The organism is Streptomyces sp. NPDC002676 (assembly GCF_053592455.1).
Genome location: NZ_JBSFVT010000011.1, coordinates 62,104 through 75,280 on the forward strand (window position 1 = coordinate 62,104; position 13,177 = coordinate 75,280).

The window sequence follows — 13,177 nt, forward strand, 5'->3', positions numbered from 1 at the left end:
CTGGCCCGACCACGGCGGTCGGCGTCGAAACGCTCCTCCCGCAAAGCAGCGGCCGAGAGCAGGGGAGCCCCCCAGTACACGGCCGTGCAGAACGAAAGCCCTGAGGCCCGCGCGGAGCCGCGCGGGCCTCAGGGCTTCCCCAAGGGCGACTGGCTAGCCGACGGTGAGGCTGAGGTCGTCGCAGGTGGACGTGGCCGATGCGGACGGCAGGTAGCAGAAGACCCTGGCGGAGGTGTCGGTGGCACCGGTGGTGAAGGTGTCCGACAACCGGGTCCAGCCGGTGGCCGAGGTGCGGCTGGTGACCTGTGCGCCTCCGTAGTTCTTCACACCGAAGCTGGTGGAGCTGCCCGAATCGGCGCGGACCCAGCCGGAGTAGGTGTATGTGGTGTTCGGCGACAGCCCGGTGACGGTGTACTCCATCGTCGCGTAATCACCGGCCCCCGACCTGAGGTGCAGGTCGTGGGCGGGGCTGTGGGCCGCGGTGTCGGTGACGACGGCGGCGCTGTGGACGCTCCAGCCGGCCAGGTTGCCGGATTCGAAGTCCCCGGCAGGAATGAGGTTGGACGAACCGGCCGGGAAGGTGAGCGTCTGGGCGTCGACCGGGTGGGTGTCGCCGGAAGTGCCGGTGTTGGCCCAGTCGCGCTGGGGCGCGGTGACAACGCCGCCGGCGCCGGAGGTCAGGCTGAGGGCCTGGCCGCTGTAGCGGTTGACCAGGCGGTAGCTTCCGGCCGGCAGACCCGCGTCGTGGACGGTCTGCAGGAACCACTGCCAGCCGACGCTCGTGCCCGTGCCCAGCTTGAGCGGGGCGCCCCAGACACGTCCGGAGTCGGCGGTGTCGTTCACGCCGATGTTCTGGCCCGAGGCAGCGTTGGCGATGGTGAAGAACCCGTCGCCGGTGGCGGTGAACTTCCAGCTCTGCGACGCGGAGGTGTTGCTGTCGGCCGTGGTGGTCAGGGCGGTCCCGGACTGGGCCAGGTACTGGCCGTCGCCGGCGGCGATCTGGTAGGGGGTGCCGGAACTGACGGGCGGGACGGGCAGGTTGCCCGGCGCGGTGTCGATCGTGGTGCTGACCCACTCGGTACCCGACGTGGCGGTGCAGCTGTACATGCAGTAGTTGCGGAAGGTCTTGCCGACCAGGTAGTTGGCGGTCTTGCTGGTCCCGTCCAGCAGTGACCGGTACCAGGCGGCGCCACTGGGGTTGGTGACCGTGCCGATGTCCTCCCACTTCTGCGTGGACAGGTCGGAGGTGGCGTAGACGTGCAGCGGGGTGGAGGTGGTCGGGTTCTCGGGGCGGGCCATGCTGATGTACTTGCCGAGGTACGCGTCGTAGGCGACGTCCACCCAGGCCAGCGGCGGGGCGCTGGGCAGCTGGCCGGCGCTCAGCTGCTGCGCGGTGGTCCCGGTGTTGTTCGGGTTGTAGACGTCGTCCAGGTATCCGGGGCTGGTGCCGTCGGAGGGGACCAGGTCGGCCTCCTTGCCGCCGGTGCCGGGCTCGGTCCAGGTGCCGCCGTACCACTTCTTCCACGACGACGGCGCCATCTTGTCCGAGATCGGGGCCCGCGCGACGTGGCCGAGGTCGACCCGGCCGCCGCCCGCCTGGTTGAGGATCTGTGTGTCGTAGTAGAGGTAGAAGTATCCGGAGGCGTAGTCGACGAACAGCTTCGGGTCGCCGTCGCCGTAGTAGTAGGTCTGGTTCGGGAACTGGGCGCGGCCGTCCTTGGTGGGGTCGTTGCAGGCGGCCAACTGCACGGTGGTGTAGGCGTCGACGCAGGTGGCGGGGGTGCCGGTGAGGTGGATCTGCCCGGCGGCGCCGGCGGCCGGCGTGGTGAAGGACTGCGTCGCCGAGCCGGAGGCGCTGCAGGTCTGGATGGTGAAGGTGGCGCCGGCAGCGGTGCCGGAGGCGGTCAGGCACAGGTTCGAGGCCGGGTTGACCAGGGTGCCGTTGGTGACGGTCCACTTCTGGTTGGCGTTGCCGTTGCAGCCGTACCTGTCGACCGCGGTGCCGGCAGCCGTGCCGCCGCCGGTGACGTCCAGACACTGGCCGGCGCCCACGTGGACGCTGCCGTCGGAGGCCATCGTCCACAGTTGGTCGTTCTCACGCCAGGTGGCGAACGGCGAGGTGATGATGTGGTCCACGACCGTCCACGTGCTGCCGTGGTCGCCGGACCGCGCGTAGTCGATCGAGTCGTAGTGCAGACCGTCGCGGAACGGCGACGGGGTGAACTCGTTGTGCACGGCCCCGTACCAGGTGCCGGAGTCCGGGTCGACCCACACCCCGATCAGGTCGCAGTAGTTCCGCTCGGCATACCCCGAGGTCTGGGAGCCCTTGGGATCGTAGGTGGAAAGCACGCCGGTCGGGCTGTTGTTGCAGCGCACCGTGGTGTCGGCGTTGTCGGGGGCCGAGGAGATCGCGGCCCTGGTGACGTTGGTGTCGATGTCCGACCCGGTCCAGAACTGCCAGGAGCGACTGTTGCTGCCGCCGTACAACGAGTGCGAGGACTGGAAGTAGAACTTCCCGTCGCTGTCGATGAAGGGGTACGCCGGCGTGTCGTCGGCATAGGCATAGCTACCGGTGGCACCGGTCGTGATCGTGTACGCCGGTGTCGTCGCGCCGGCGGGTGGCGTGGTCACCGCGCCGATGGCGGTGACCGCCAACGCCATCGGTACCAGTCTTGCGAGCACGGCCCGTGCCTGCCGCGCAGTTCGAGACAGCATGCGCATCCTCTACGTGGGGTTCGGGGAAGCTTGGTCGGCTGCCGCGGCGACATGCCGCCGCGCAATTCGGCGGAGGGAGAATTCCCACGCCAGACCGTGGAATGGTGGTCGATTCGCAGCGGTCCACCTGACGCGGAGAAACCTAGGATCGACAGATGCCCTGGGCAACAGGCCGACAGCACATGATTGGCACATGATTTGCCGGGCGCGGGGACTCCGCGATCAACTGCACGGCAGAGCTGACCCGCCCACCAGACCGCACGGCGGTCCAGGCTGCGCGAGTCCCGGCAGCTGCAAACGCCCTGCCGCCGACGGCCGGACCCTGCACGAGGACGGGCAGCGCCGCAGCAGACTGCGGTGTCCTTTCGATCGACTGATCAAGTCGAAAGATGCAGTCCTCGATCTCAGGCAGCCTTTTGATCTGCTGGTGATCGAATGATAGAGTTCGATCTGATCGGATCCGCACAGGTCGGCGTCGGACGCCAGGGGAGGGAACCACGTGGCCGTCTCGGCGGGGATCCGGCGCGTGTGGATCACCAACGCCGTACGGGAGCTCGGGACGGTCCGGATCGTGGATCTGGCCCGGCGTCTTGGAGTCCCCGCGGTGACCCTCCGCCGTGACATCGCGGCACTCGCCCGCGAAGGGATCCTGCGTCGGTCGCACGGCGCGGTCTCGCTTCCCGAGGATGCCGGGACGGCCGGCCCCGGCAACCGGGAACGGGTGATCGGGATGCTCGTGCCCACCGTCGGCTCCTACTTCGACGAGGTGATCGCCGGTGCGCGCGCTGCGGCCATGGCTGCGGGCGCGCGGCTGGTTCTGGGCATAGCCCCGTACGAGTCCCGGGACGACAGCGCCCAGGTCGGGCGACTGCTGGAGTCGTCCGCCGAGGGACTGCTGGTGACCCCCAACTGGGGCCCCGAGGGCCGCGACGAGGGCTTCGGCTGGCTCGACGAGCTGCCGGTGCCCGCCGTGCTCGTCGAACGCCGGGCGGCCCTGGGAGGCCCCGGCTCGGTACTGGACGCCGTCGGCTCCGACCATCGTCACGGTGTCCTGCTCGCCCTGCGGCACCTCGCCTCGCTCGGCCACCGCTCCGTGACGCTGTGCGCTCGCAACGACACCTCGACGTCACATCAGGTCCGGGTGGGCTACGCCGAGGCCGTGCGCCTGCTCGGCCTGGAACCGCAGCCGCCCGTCGACCTGGACTCCTCCGGCCCCGGCCCCGATCCTTGCGGCGTCGGGACGCTGGCCGACCGGATCGCCGAAGGCATCACCGCAGGTGTCCGGGCCGCACTCGTCCACAATGACCACGCCGCCATCCAGCTGCCCCCGCTGCTGCGCGCCCGTGGCCTGAAGGTTCCCGACGACCTTGCGTTGATCTCGTACGACGACGTCTACGCCGCCCTCGCCGTCCCCGCGCTGACGGCCGTCGCCCCGCCCAAGCGCGCGGTCGGCACGGCCGCCGTGGAGCTGCTGCTGCGGCGCCTGGACGGCGGTTCGGGCCTCCCCCTGCGCCGGATCGACCTGCTGCCCGCGCTCAAGATCCGGGGTTCCTGCGGAGCCTGAACGGGGCGGCGGGAGAAACCCGGAACGGCGGTACGGATGAGCTGATCCGTACCGCCGTTCCAGGTCTCCTGTCACGCTCAGTCCCGCACTTCGGCTTCGGTGGCGAGTGCGGCGCCGGCCCGGTGGAGCCAGTGGATCGCACGGGCACGAGCCGCATCCGGGTCGCCGGCGAGCCGGCTGAGTGTCAGCACGCCTTCCTCGGGCGACTCCCCGGCGACGACGCGGGCGGCGACCCCGGCCCGGTCGGCGCGCGAGAGGACCTCGCCGACGACCTTGCCGAGCAGACTGGTGGCGTCGAACCGGCCCTCGCCGGTGACGACCAGGTCGGCCCCGGCCAGCGCCTCGTCCAGGCCGAGCAGGTCGGCCACGGCCGCCGCGCCGGGGATCACGGTGGCGCCCCAGGCGGCCATCAGGCCGTGGGCGGCGCCACCGGCCGCGCCCGCTCCGGGGCGCCACGGGTCTCCGCCGAGCAGCTCGGCGAGGCGGGTCAGGCCCCCTTCGAGCAGCTCGATGTCGGCGGGGGAGGCCCCTTTCTGGGGGCCGTACACAGCGGCGGCACCCTCGGGACCCAGCAGCGGGCTCGCCACATCGGTGAGCAGCTGCACGCCGCCGGGGGGCGCGGCCCGGAACCGGCCGCGGTCGACCCGGTGAGCATGGGGGAGCGCACCACCGCCGTCGGGAAGGGGTACGCCGTCGGCGTCTAGCAGGTGCAGGCCGAGGGCCGCCAGCAGGCCGGCTCCGCCGTCGGTGGAGGCGGAGCCGCCGAGGGCGACCATGAGCCGCCGCGCGCCCCTGTCGAGGGCGGCGGCGATGAGCTCGCCGGTGCCCCGCGTGGTAGCGGTGAGCGGGGCGAGTTCGGCCATCAGCGTGATCCCGCTGGCGGTGGCGAGTTCGACCACAGCGGTGCCGTCCGGCAGGAGCGCGTACTCCCCGTCCACGGGACGGCCGTCGGGGCCGGTGCAGCCGCCCACCCCGGTCAGGGAGGTTCCGGGGTGGGCGGCCGCGACGGCGGCGAGGGTGCCCTCGCCGCCGTCGCCCATGGGGCGGATCACCAGGTGGTCCGCCGGTCTGACGGAGCGCCAGCCGCCATCCAGCGCCCGGGCCGCGTCGGCGGCGCTGACGGTGCCCTTGAAGGAGTCGGGCGCGAGGACGACCTTCACGGGGTTTCCACGTGGGCACGGTGACGCTCGATCATGGTCCGCAGCGTCTGCTCGCCGGGGGTCTGCCAGACCTGCTCGTTGAAGATCTCGACCTCGATCCAGCTGGTGTAGCCGGCTGCGGCGACCTGCTCGGTCATGGAGCGGAAGTCGATCCGGCCGTCGCCCACGTGGCCCCGGCCGAGCAGGGCGTCGGCGGGCAGCGGCAGCGTCCAGTCGCAGACCTGGTACGAGGCGATCCGCTCTCCCGCGCGGGCGATCTGGCGCTCCAACTCCGGGTCCCACCAGACGTGGTAGCTGTCGACGACCACGCCGACCTGCTCGACCGGGAACTGCTCGGCGAGGTCGACGGCCTGGCCGAGGGTGGAGACCACCGCGCGGTCGGCACAGAACATCGGGTGCAGCGGCTCGATGGCCAGACGGACACCGAAGTCGCCCGCGTGTGGTGCGAGTTCGGCCAGTAGCTCGGCGACCCGGGAGCGCGCGCCGACCAGGTCCCGGCTGCCCTCGGGTAGCCCGCCGACCACCATCACCAGGGTGTTGGTGCCGAGTTCGGCGGCCTCCTCCAGGGCCCGGAAGTTCTCCGCCAGCGCGGCCCGGCGCTGCTCGGCCCCCTGGGCGGTGAGGAAACCGCCGCGGCACAGGGTGCTCACGGCGAGGCCCGCGTCACGGACCAGCTTGGCGGCCGTCGCGACGCCGGTCTCGGCGACCTTGTCCCGCCACAGGCCGATCGCCGGGATTCCGGCGTCGACACAGCCCTGGACGGCCTCGGGCAGGCTCCAGTCCCTGGTGGTGATCTGGTTCAGCGACAGCCGCATCAGGCTTCCACCCCCGCCATGGCGAGGAACCGGCGCATCCGGTGGACGGCCAGGTCCGGGTCGGGCAGGACGCCGGCCGCGTCGGCGAGGCGGAACAGCTCCACCAGATGCGGCACGGAGCGATCGCTCTGCGCTCCGGCCACCATGGTGAAATGGTCCTGGTGGCCGGCCAGCCAGGCCAGGAAGACGATGCCGGTCTTGTAGTGGTACGTGGGCGTGGCGAACAGGTGCCGGGCCAGCGGCAGGGTCGGGGCCAGCAGCGCGTCGTAGCGGTCGAGGTCGCCCGCGTCGAGCGCGTGCAGGGCGGCGGCGGCCTTGGTGGCGATCGGGTCGAAGACGCCCAGCAGGGCGTGGCTGTGGCCGAGTTCGTCGCCCCGGATGAGCTGAGGGTAGTTGAAGTCGTCGCCGGTGTAGAGCTTGACGCCCTCGGGCAGGACACGGCGCAGGGCGACCTCCCGGTCCGCGTCGAGCAGGGACACCTTGATGCCGTCGATCCGGTCGGCATGCTCCTTGATGAGCGCCAGCACCGTTTCGGTGGCCCGGTCGAGGTCGGGGGAGCCCCAGTAGCCCTTCAGCGCCGGGTCGAACATCTCACCGAGCCAGTGCAGGATGACGGGCTGCCGTGACTGGCCGATCAGCCTCCCGTACACGCGCAAGTAGCCGTCCGGGCCGTCCGCGGTGGCGGCGAGCGCCCGGCTGGCCATCAGGATCGGCTGGGCGCCGGCCGCCTCGACCACCTCCAGCTGCTGCTCGTAGGCGGCGAGGATCATCGGCAGGGTTGCGGTGGGACGGGTGAGTTGGTCGGTGCCGACGCCGCAGGCGAGCCTGCCGCCGACGGCGCGGGCCTCGGCGCCGGAGCGGGTGATGAGCTCCTTGGTGGCGGTCCAGTCGAGGCCCATGCCGCGCTGGGCGGTGTCCATGGCGTCGGCGATGCCGAGGCCGAGCGACCACAGGTGGCGGCGGAAGGCGAGGGTGGCGTCCCAGTCGACGGCGGCGGGCGCGCCCGGCGCGTTGGGGCCGAGCGGGTCGGCGACGACATGGGCCGCGGCGAAGGCGGTGCGGTGGGCCGTCGCGCCACCAGGCACGTCGAGCGGCTCGGGCCCGCGCAGCCGGTGGGCGCCGATGCCGGGAAGTGTGATCTCGGCCATCAGATCTCCAGTTCGGGGAGGTCGAGGCGGCGGCCCTCGGCCGCGGAGCGCAGACCCAGCTCGGCGAGCTGCACGCCCCTGGCGCCCTCCAGCAGGTCCCAGTGGTATTCGGCACCGGTGACCACATGCTTGAGGAACAGCTCCCACTGCACCTTGAAGCCGTTGTCGAACTCCTGGTTGTCCGGAACCTGCTGCCACTGTGAGCGGAAGGACTCGGTGACCGGGAGGTCGGGGTTCCAGACCGGCTTCGGGGTGGCCGCGCGGTGCTGGAAGCGGCAGTTGCGCAGGCCCGCGACCGCGCTGCCCTCGGTGCCGTCCACCTGGAACTCGACCAGCTCGTCGCGGTCCACCCGCACCGCCCAGGAGGAGTTGATCTGGGCGGTGATGCCGCCCGCCAGCTCGAAGACGGCGTATGCGGCGTCGTCGGCGGTGGCTCGGTAGGTGCGGCCCTGCTCGTCGACGCGCTCCGGGATGTGGGTCGCGGTGTGGGCGTACACGGAGCGGATCGGCGCGATGATGCCCTCCAGCACATACTGCCAGTGCGGGAACATGTCGAGGATCATGCCGCCGCCGTCCTCGGCCCGGTAGTTCCAGGACGGGCGCTGCGCGGACTGCCAGTCACCCTCGAAGACCCAGTAGCCGAACTCGCCGCGCACGGACAGGATCCGGCCGAAGAAGCCGCTGTCGACCAGCCGCTTGAGCTTCAGCAGGCCGGGCAGGAAGAGCTTGTCCTGCACCGCACCGTTGCACACCCCGGCCTCGCGGGACAGGCGGGCCAGGTCCAGGGCGGCCTCGACGGACTCGGCGGTCGGCTTCTCGGTGTAGATGTGCTTGCCGACGGCGATCGCCTTGCGGATCGCCCCTTCGCGGGCCTGGGTGACCTGGGCGTCGAAGTAGATCTCGGCGAGCGGGTGGGCCAGCGCCTCGTCGAGCGAGGTGGTCCAGTGGCTGAGGCCGTGGCGGTCGGCAAGCTCCTTGATCTTCTGTTCGCTGCGGCCGACCAGGATCGGCTCGGGCCACAGGACCTCGCCGTTCCCCAGGGCGAGGCCGCCCTGCTCGCGGATGGCCAGGATCGAGCGGACCAGGTGCTGGCGGTAGCCCATCCGACCGGTGACGCCGTTCATGACGACGCCGATCACTTTGCGGGACATAGGGAGGCTCTCCTCATCGATGGGAGCTTCGGCGGTTGACGCCGAGGCGTGGTAAGCGCTTTCCCGAGAGGGAAACGGAATCCCGCCGGGCTCTGTGGGACAACCCCGGCGGGTGATAGGGCGGCCTGATGCTTCGTCAGGCCGTACGGTGGATCGCCTCCGGCAGGACCGGGTAGGCGAACGGCAGGCCTGCCGTGTAGCAGGCGAGTTCGTCCGCGACGGCGGCCCCCAACCGGTGCAGCTCGTTGCCGAGCGAACCGGCGACGTGTGGGGTGAGCAGCACGTTCGGCAGCTCGTACAGCGGCGAGTCGGCGGGCAGCACCTCGGGGGTGGTGACGTCGAGTACGGCGCTGAGGCGCCCGGACACCAGTTCCTCGACCAGGGCGTCCTGCTCGACCAGCGACCCGCGGGAGGTGTTGACCAGGGTCGCGCCGTCCGGCATCAGCGCCAGCATCCGGCGGCTGATCAGGTGGCGAGTGGAGGGGAGTTCGGGCGCGTGGACACTCACCACGTCGCTGAGCATGCAGAGTTCGTCCAGCTGCACGGCACGGGCACCGAGCGAGAGGGCCTCGTCCCGCTCCACGTACGGGTCGTGAAGCAGCAGTTCGAGGTCGTACGGCTGGAGCAGCTCCATCACCCGGCGGCCGATCTGCGAGGCGCCGACGATGCCCACGGTCTTGCGGTAGTTGCCCATGTCCGGGTGGGCGTGGTGCCAGTCCCGCCGGGCATGGTGCCGCCGGTATTCGGAACTGATCTGCAAAACCTGCTTGTTGGCGAACAGGATGGCGGCGACGGTGTATTCGGCGACCGGGAGGGCGTTGGCCCAGGCGGCCGAGGTGACCTGGATGCCACGCTCCCAGCAGGCGTCGGTGATGTGGTGCTTGACCGAACCGGCGGCGTGCAGGACGGCACGCAACCGGGGTGCGGCGGCCAGCACGGCCTCGTCGATCGGCGGGCAGCCCCAGCTGCTGACGATGATCTCGGCGTCGGCCAGGGCGGCGCGCGCTTCGGGGGTGCCGAAGTCGTCGAGGACCAGTGAGGGATCGAGGTCGGCGAGGCTGGTGAGCCGGCCGAGCGTGCGGGAGTCGATCAGACTCACAGCGAGCTCGCGGTGCATCGCCAGCACTGCTCGCGGCCGCGTACGTCCGGCTGGCGGCACCTGCGTACCGTCGGTGGACGCGGTCTGCGGGTCGGGCACTGGGGTCTCCGGAGTGTCGGCGAAGTGGGCTGAACGCGCGGTCACTTGATGCTGCCTGCGGTGAGGCCGGCTTTCCAGTGCCGCTGCAGGGAGACGAAGGCGACCACCAGCGGGATGACCGCGAGCAGCGAGCCGGTCACGACCAGCGGGTAGAAGCTGGGCTCGCTCCGGGTCAGGGTGTTCCAGGAGTAGAGCCCGAGGCTGACCGGGAAGAGCTTGGTGTCGGTGAGCATCACCAGCGGCAGGAAGAAGTTGTTCCAGATGGCGGTGAACTGGAACAGGAACACCGTCACGAAGCCGGGCATCACCATCCTCAGGCCGATCGACCAGAAGGTGCGCAGCTCGCCGGCGCCGTCCATCCGGGCGGCCTCCAGGACCTCTGTGGGCACGTAGCCGGCGCAGAACACCCGGGAGAGGTAGACGCCGAAGGGGTTCACCAGACAGGGGATGAGGACGGCCCAGAAAGTGTTGACGATGCCGACCTTGGAGGCGAGCAGGTACATCGGCAGAGCGAGCGCGGTGGTGGGCACCAGGACGCCCAGCAGCACCAGGCCGAAGAGCTTCTCCTTGCCGCGGAAGGCGTAGACCTCGAAGGCGTAGCCCGCGCAGACGCAGATGAACGCGCAGAGCAGGGCGCCGCCCCCGGCGTACAGCAGGGAGTTGAGGTACCAGCGGAAGTAGATCCCGTCGTCGACGGTGGCCAGGTCGTGCAGGTTCTGCTGGAGGTGGAAGTTGGACGCGGTGAGTGCGTTGCCGCCCAGCAGGTCCGGGGTGTTCTTGGCGGCGGCGGTCACCAGCCAGCCGAGCGGCAGCAGGGTGTAGAGCGTGAACAGCAGCAGGGCGCCGTTGACGGCCGCCCTGGAGAGGCTCCACAGCCGCCGCGCACGCGTGCCGGGAAGGGGAGGAGCCTGGTGCGCGACGGGCCGCTTGCGGTGGGAGAGCGTGATCATGCGGTGGCCTCCGCTCGGCGCTCGGATCGGCCACGGGTGGCCCGGGTGACGATGAAGGACAGCGCGGCGGCCACCAGCGCGAGCATCACGGACGAGGCTGCGGCCAGACCGTAGTTGTTGTGATCGAAGGCCGCGGTGTAGGCGTACATGTTGGGCGTCCAGGAGCTGACCACGGCGGGCGCGGTGCGATAGAGGACCATCGGCTCGGTGAACAACTGGAGCGAGCCGATGACGGTGAACATGCCGACCATCGTGATCGAGGCCCGGATCAGCGGGACCTTGATGCCGAGGGCGGTGCGCAGGGGGCCTGCGCCGTCCACGACGGCGGCCTCCAGGACCTCGCGCGGGATGGCCTGCAGCGCGGCGTAGAAGATCACCATGTTGTAGCCGGTCCACTCCCACACGGCCATGTTGACCACGGCGGGCAGCGGGTGGCCGAGCAGGTCCAGGTGGGTGCCGGCCGAGTCAAGTGTGTCGATCACCGGGCTGATGCCGGGGGTGTAGAGGTACGTCCAGATCAGGGCTGCGATGATGCCCGGCACGGCGTGCGGGAGGAACAGCGCCAGTTGGAAGAAGCGCTTGGCCCGGGCCAGCATGGAGTCCAGCAGCAGCGCCGCCAGGAGCGACAGGCCGAGCATGACGGGGATGTAGAACAGGCAGAACTCGACGATGGTCAGGAAGCCGGTCCGGTAGGCCGCGTCGCCGAGTGCCCGGGTGTAGTTGCCGAGGCCGGTGAAGACCGTCTCGGGTTCGCCGAAGCCCAGGCCGGAACGGTGCTCGGTGAACAGGCTCAGATAGACCGCGTAGCCGATCGGGACCAGCATCACGGCGGTGAAGAGCAGGAAGAACGGGGTGAGGAGCAGGGCGGGGGCCCCGCTCCCCCCGCGCCGGCTGACGGTGGCGGCGCGGGGGAAGGGGCCGGTGCGACGACGGTTCACTGAGCGACCTTGAGCCCGAGGCTCTTGATTTCGGCGACCGTGGCCTGCTGGGAGGCGTCGACGGCCGCGCCGACGGTGCCGCCGCTGCCGAGCTTGCCGAAGGCGTCCTTCATGGCGTTGTTGGTGATGCCCATGACCGGGCCCCACTGCCAGTTGGGCAGGATCGCCTTGGACTCGTCGACGAAGACGGAGTAGATGTCCTGGCCGCCGTAGAAGTCGGTCTTGAACGCCGCCTTTGCGGTCGGGACCAGGTCCGGGTCCGCGGGGAAGAGCGAGGAGGTTCCGGAGGCGATGCGGGCCTGGATGCCCTCGGGAGTGGTGGTCGCCCAGGTGGCGAACTCCACGGCCGCCTTGGCCTTCTTGCTGTCCTTGGAGACCGCGAAGGTGCTGCCACCGAGCATGCCGCTGGCGGGCTTACCGTTCCAGGTCGGGACCGGGGCGACCGCCCACTTGCCGGCGGCGTCGGGGGCCCCGGCCAGGGTCGACTGCAGCACACCGCCGCCCCAGGCGGCGCCCACGTACGCGGCGGTCTCGCCCTTCTGCAGCGAAGCGGTCCACTGCTGGCTGAACGAGGGCTGGACGCGGATCAGGTCGTCGGAGATCAGCTTCTGCCAGTAGTCGGCGACGCGCTTGGTCTCGGGGGCGTTGATGCCGACCTTCCAGGTGTCACTGCTGCTGGTGAACCAGTGCGCGCTGTTCTGCCAGGCCAGCGCCTCCAGGGTGCTCGGGTCGTCCGGGAAGAATGTGCCGATGCGGGTCTTCGGCTCGGCCTTCTTGAGCTTGGCGGCGTCGGCGCGGTACTCGTCCCAGGTCTTCGGCGGGGTGGTGATGCCGGCCTTGGCGAACAGGTCCTTGCGGTAGAACAGTGCCTGCGGAGCGGCGTCCAGCGGGAGACCCCAGGTCCTCTTGGCGAGCGTGGTCAACTGGACGGCCTGCGGCAGGTACTTCGACCGGAGGCTGTCCGGGACGAGCGAGGTGATGTCCTGGACGGCGCCCTGGTTGACGAAGTCGGGCAGCGCCGCGTACTCGACGTTGAACAGGTCCGGGGCGTTGCCGGCCTTGACGGCGTCCGAGATCTTCGCGTAGCCGCCGGCGACGCCGGACGGGATCTGCTCGAAGTTGACCTGGACGTCCTTGTGGGAGGCGTTGAACGCCTTGACGACGTCCTCGGTGCCCTTGGCCCATCCCCAGAAGGTGATCCTGACCGGGCCGGAGGCCGCGCTGCCGCCGCTGGAACTCCCGCTGCCGCAGGCTGCGACGAGGGAGAGGGAAAGCGCACCGACGGTCGCGGCGGCCACGAGGCGCGCTCTGCGCGAACGAGCGGCGGTAGGGGTAGTCGACATGGCTCGGCTCCTGAGGAGGGGGACAGTGTGCCACTGGCCGACCGTCGAATCGTCGACGTCGGCGAGGTGTCGCTATCCTGCGACCGCCTTCGATCAGAGTCAATAGTTGACGATCGATTGATCCGATCTGATCTGATAGCAGGTGTACGAGGTGCTGAATCCGGGATATGAGGGCTCAGTGGCCCGATGGGGGCT

10 protein-coding genes are annotated in these 13,177 nt (G+C 70.5%); 1 reads left to right on the plus strand and 9 read right to left on the minus strand.

The window, feature by feature from the left end; translation table 11 throughout:
* Positions 1–153 precede the first annotated feature (153 nt).
* On the minus strand, positions 154–2,661 hold the full coding sequence (locus ACWD3E_RS27260; protein WP_451390201.1) for an RICIN domain-containing protein: 2,508 nt from the start codon (positions 2,659–2,661) through the stop codon (positions 154–156).
* A 553-nt stretch (positions 2,662–3,214) separates the two neighbouring features.
* Between ACWD3E_RS27260 and ACWD3E_RS27265 the strand changes: the two genes are divergently transcribed.
* Positions 3,215–4,279 (plus strand): LacI family DNA-binding transcriptional regulator, encoded by a 1,065-nt coding sequence (locus tag ACWD3E_RS27265; protein WP_451390202.1) that lies wholly within the window; start codon positions 3,215–3,217, stop codon positions 4,277–4,279.
* A gap of 77 nt (positions 4,280–4,356) precedes the next feature.
* On the opposite strand, the gene ACWD3E_RS27270 is transcribed toward ACWD3E_RS27265, so the two are convergent.
* The 8 genes from ACWD3E_RS27270 to ACWD3E_RS27305 form a co-directional block, all read right to left on the minus strand.
* Complete coding sequence (locus ACWD3E_RS27270; RefSeq protein WP_451390203.1) at positions 4,357–5,439, minus strand: glycerate kinase; 1,083 nt, start codon at positions 5,437–5,439, stop codon at positions 4,357–4,359.
* On the minus strand, positions 5,436–6,254 hold the full coding sequence (locus tag ACWD3E_RS27275; RefSeq protein ID WP_451390204.1) for a sugar phosphate isomerase/epimerase family protein: 819 nt from the start codon (positions 6,252–6,254) through the stop codon (positions 5,436–5,438). The genes ACWD3E_RS27270 and ACWD3E_RS27275 overlap by 4 nt, the downstream gene beginning before the upstream one ends.
* Complete coding sequence (locus tag ACWD3E_RS27280; RefSeq protein WP_451390205.1) at positions 6,254–7,402, minus strand: dihydrodipicolinate synthase family protein; 1,149 nt, start codon at positions 7,400–7,402, stop codon at positions 6,254–6,256. Before ACWD3E_RS27280 ends, ACWD3E_RS27275 begins: the two co-directional genes overlap by 1 nt.
* The gene (locus tag ACWD3E_RS27285; protein WP_451390206.1) at positions 7,402–8,553 is read right to left on the minus strand and encodes a Gfo/Idh/MocA family protein; all 1,152 of its coding nucleotides are present in this window, start codon (positions 8,551–8,553) and stop codon (positions 7,402–7,404) included. The genes ACWD3E_RS27280 and ACWD3E_RS27285 overlap by 1 nt, the downstream gene beginning before the upstream one ends.
* Before the next feature lie 136 nt (positions 8,554–8,689).
* Positions 8,690–9,670: a hydroxyacid dehydrogenase gene (locus ACWD3E_RS27290; protein WP_451390368.1), complete on the minus strand. Its 981-nt coding sequence runs from the start codon at positions 9,668–9,670 to the stop codon at positions 8,690–8,692.
* Between the two features lie 122 nt (positions 9,671–9,792).
* Complete coding sequence (locus tag ACWD3E_RS27295; protein ID WP_451390207.1) at positions 9,793–10,701, minus strand: carbohydrate ABC transporter permease; 909 nt, start codon at positions 10,699–10,701, stop codon at positions 9,793–9,795.
* A complete protein-coding gene (locus tag ACWD3E_RS27300; protein WP_451390208.1) occupies positions 10,698–11,639 on the minus strand; it encodes a carbohydrate ABC transporter permease in 942 nt (313 codons plus the stop codon). The genes ACWD3E_RS27295 and ACWD3E_RS27300 overlap by 4 nt, the downstream gene beginning before the upstream one ends.
* Positions 11,636–12,982: an ABC transporter substrate-binding protein gene (locus ACWD3E_RS27305; protein WP_451390209.1), complete on the minus strand. Its 1,347-nt coding sequence runs from the start codon at positions 12,980–12,982 to the stop codon at positions 11,636–11,638. The genes ACWD3E_RS27300 and ACWD3E_RS27305 overlap by 4 nt, the downstream gene beginning before the upstream one ends.
* Between the last annotated feature and the right edge of the window lie 195 nt (positions 12,983–13,177).

Bases quoted from the DNA above. Each gene is read 5' to 3' on its own strand.
- ACWD3E_RS27260 (WP_451390201.1), bottom strand. From the start codon at position 2,661: ATGGCGTTGGCGGTCACCGCCATCGGCGCGGTGACCACGCCACCCGCC.
- ACWD3E_RS27275 (WP_451390204.1), bottom strand. From the start codon at position 6,254: ATGCGGCTGTCGCTGAACCAGATCACCACCAGGGACTGGAGCCTGCCC.
- ACWD3E_RS27280 (WP_451390205.1), bottom strand. From the start codon at position 7,402: ATGGCCGAGATCACACTTCCCGGCATCGGCGCCCACCGGCTGCGCGGG.
- ACWD3E_RS27285 (WP_451390206.1), bottom strand. From the start codon at position 8,553: ATGTCCCGCAAAGTGATCGGCGTCGTCATGAACGGCGTCACCGGTCGG.
- ACWD3E_RS27290 (WP_451390368.1), bottom strand. From the start codon at position 9,670: ATGCACCGCGAGCTCGCTGTGAGTCTGATCGACTCCCGCACGCTCGGC.
- ACWD3E_RS27295 (WP_451390207.1), bottom strand. From the start codon at position 10,701: ATGATCACGCTCTCCCACCGCAAGCGGCCCGTCGCGCACCAGGCTCCT.
- ACWD3E_RS27305 (WP_451390209.1), bottom strand. From the start codon at position 12,982: ATGTCGACTACCCCTACCGCCGCTCGTTCGCGCAGAGCGCGCCTCGTG.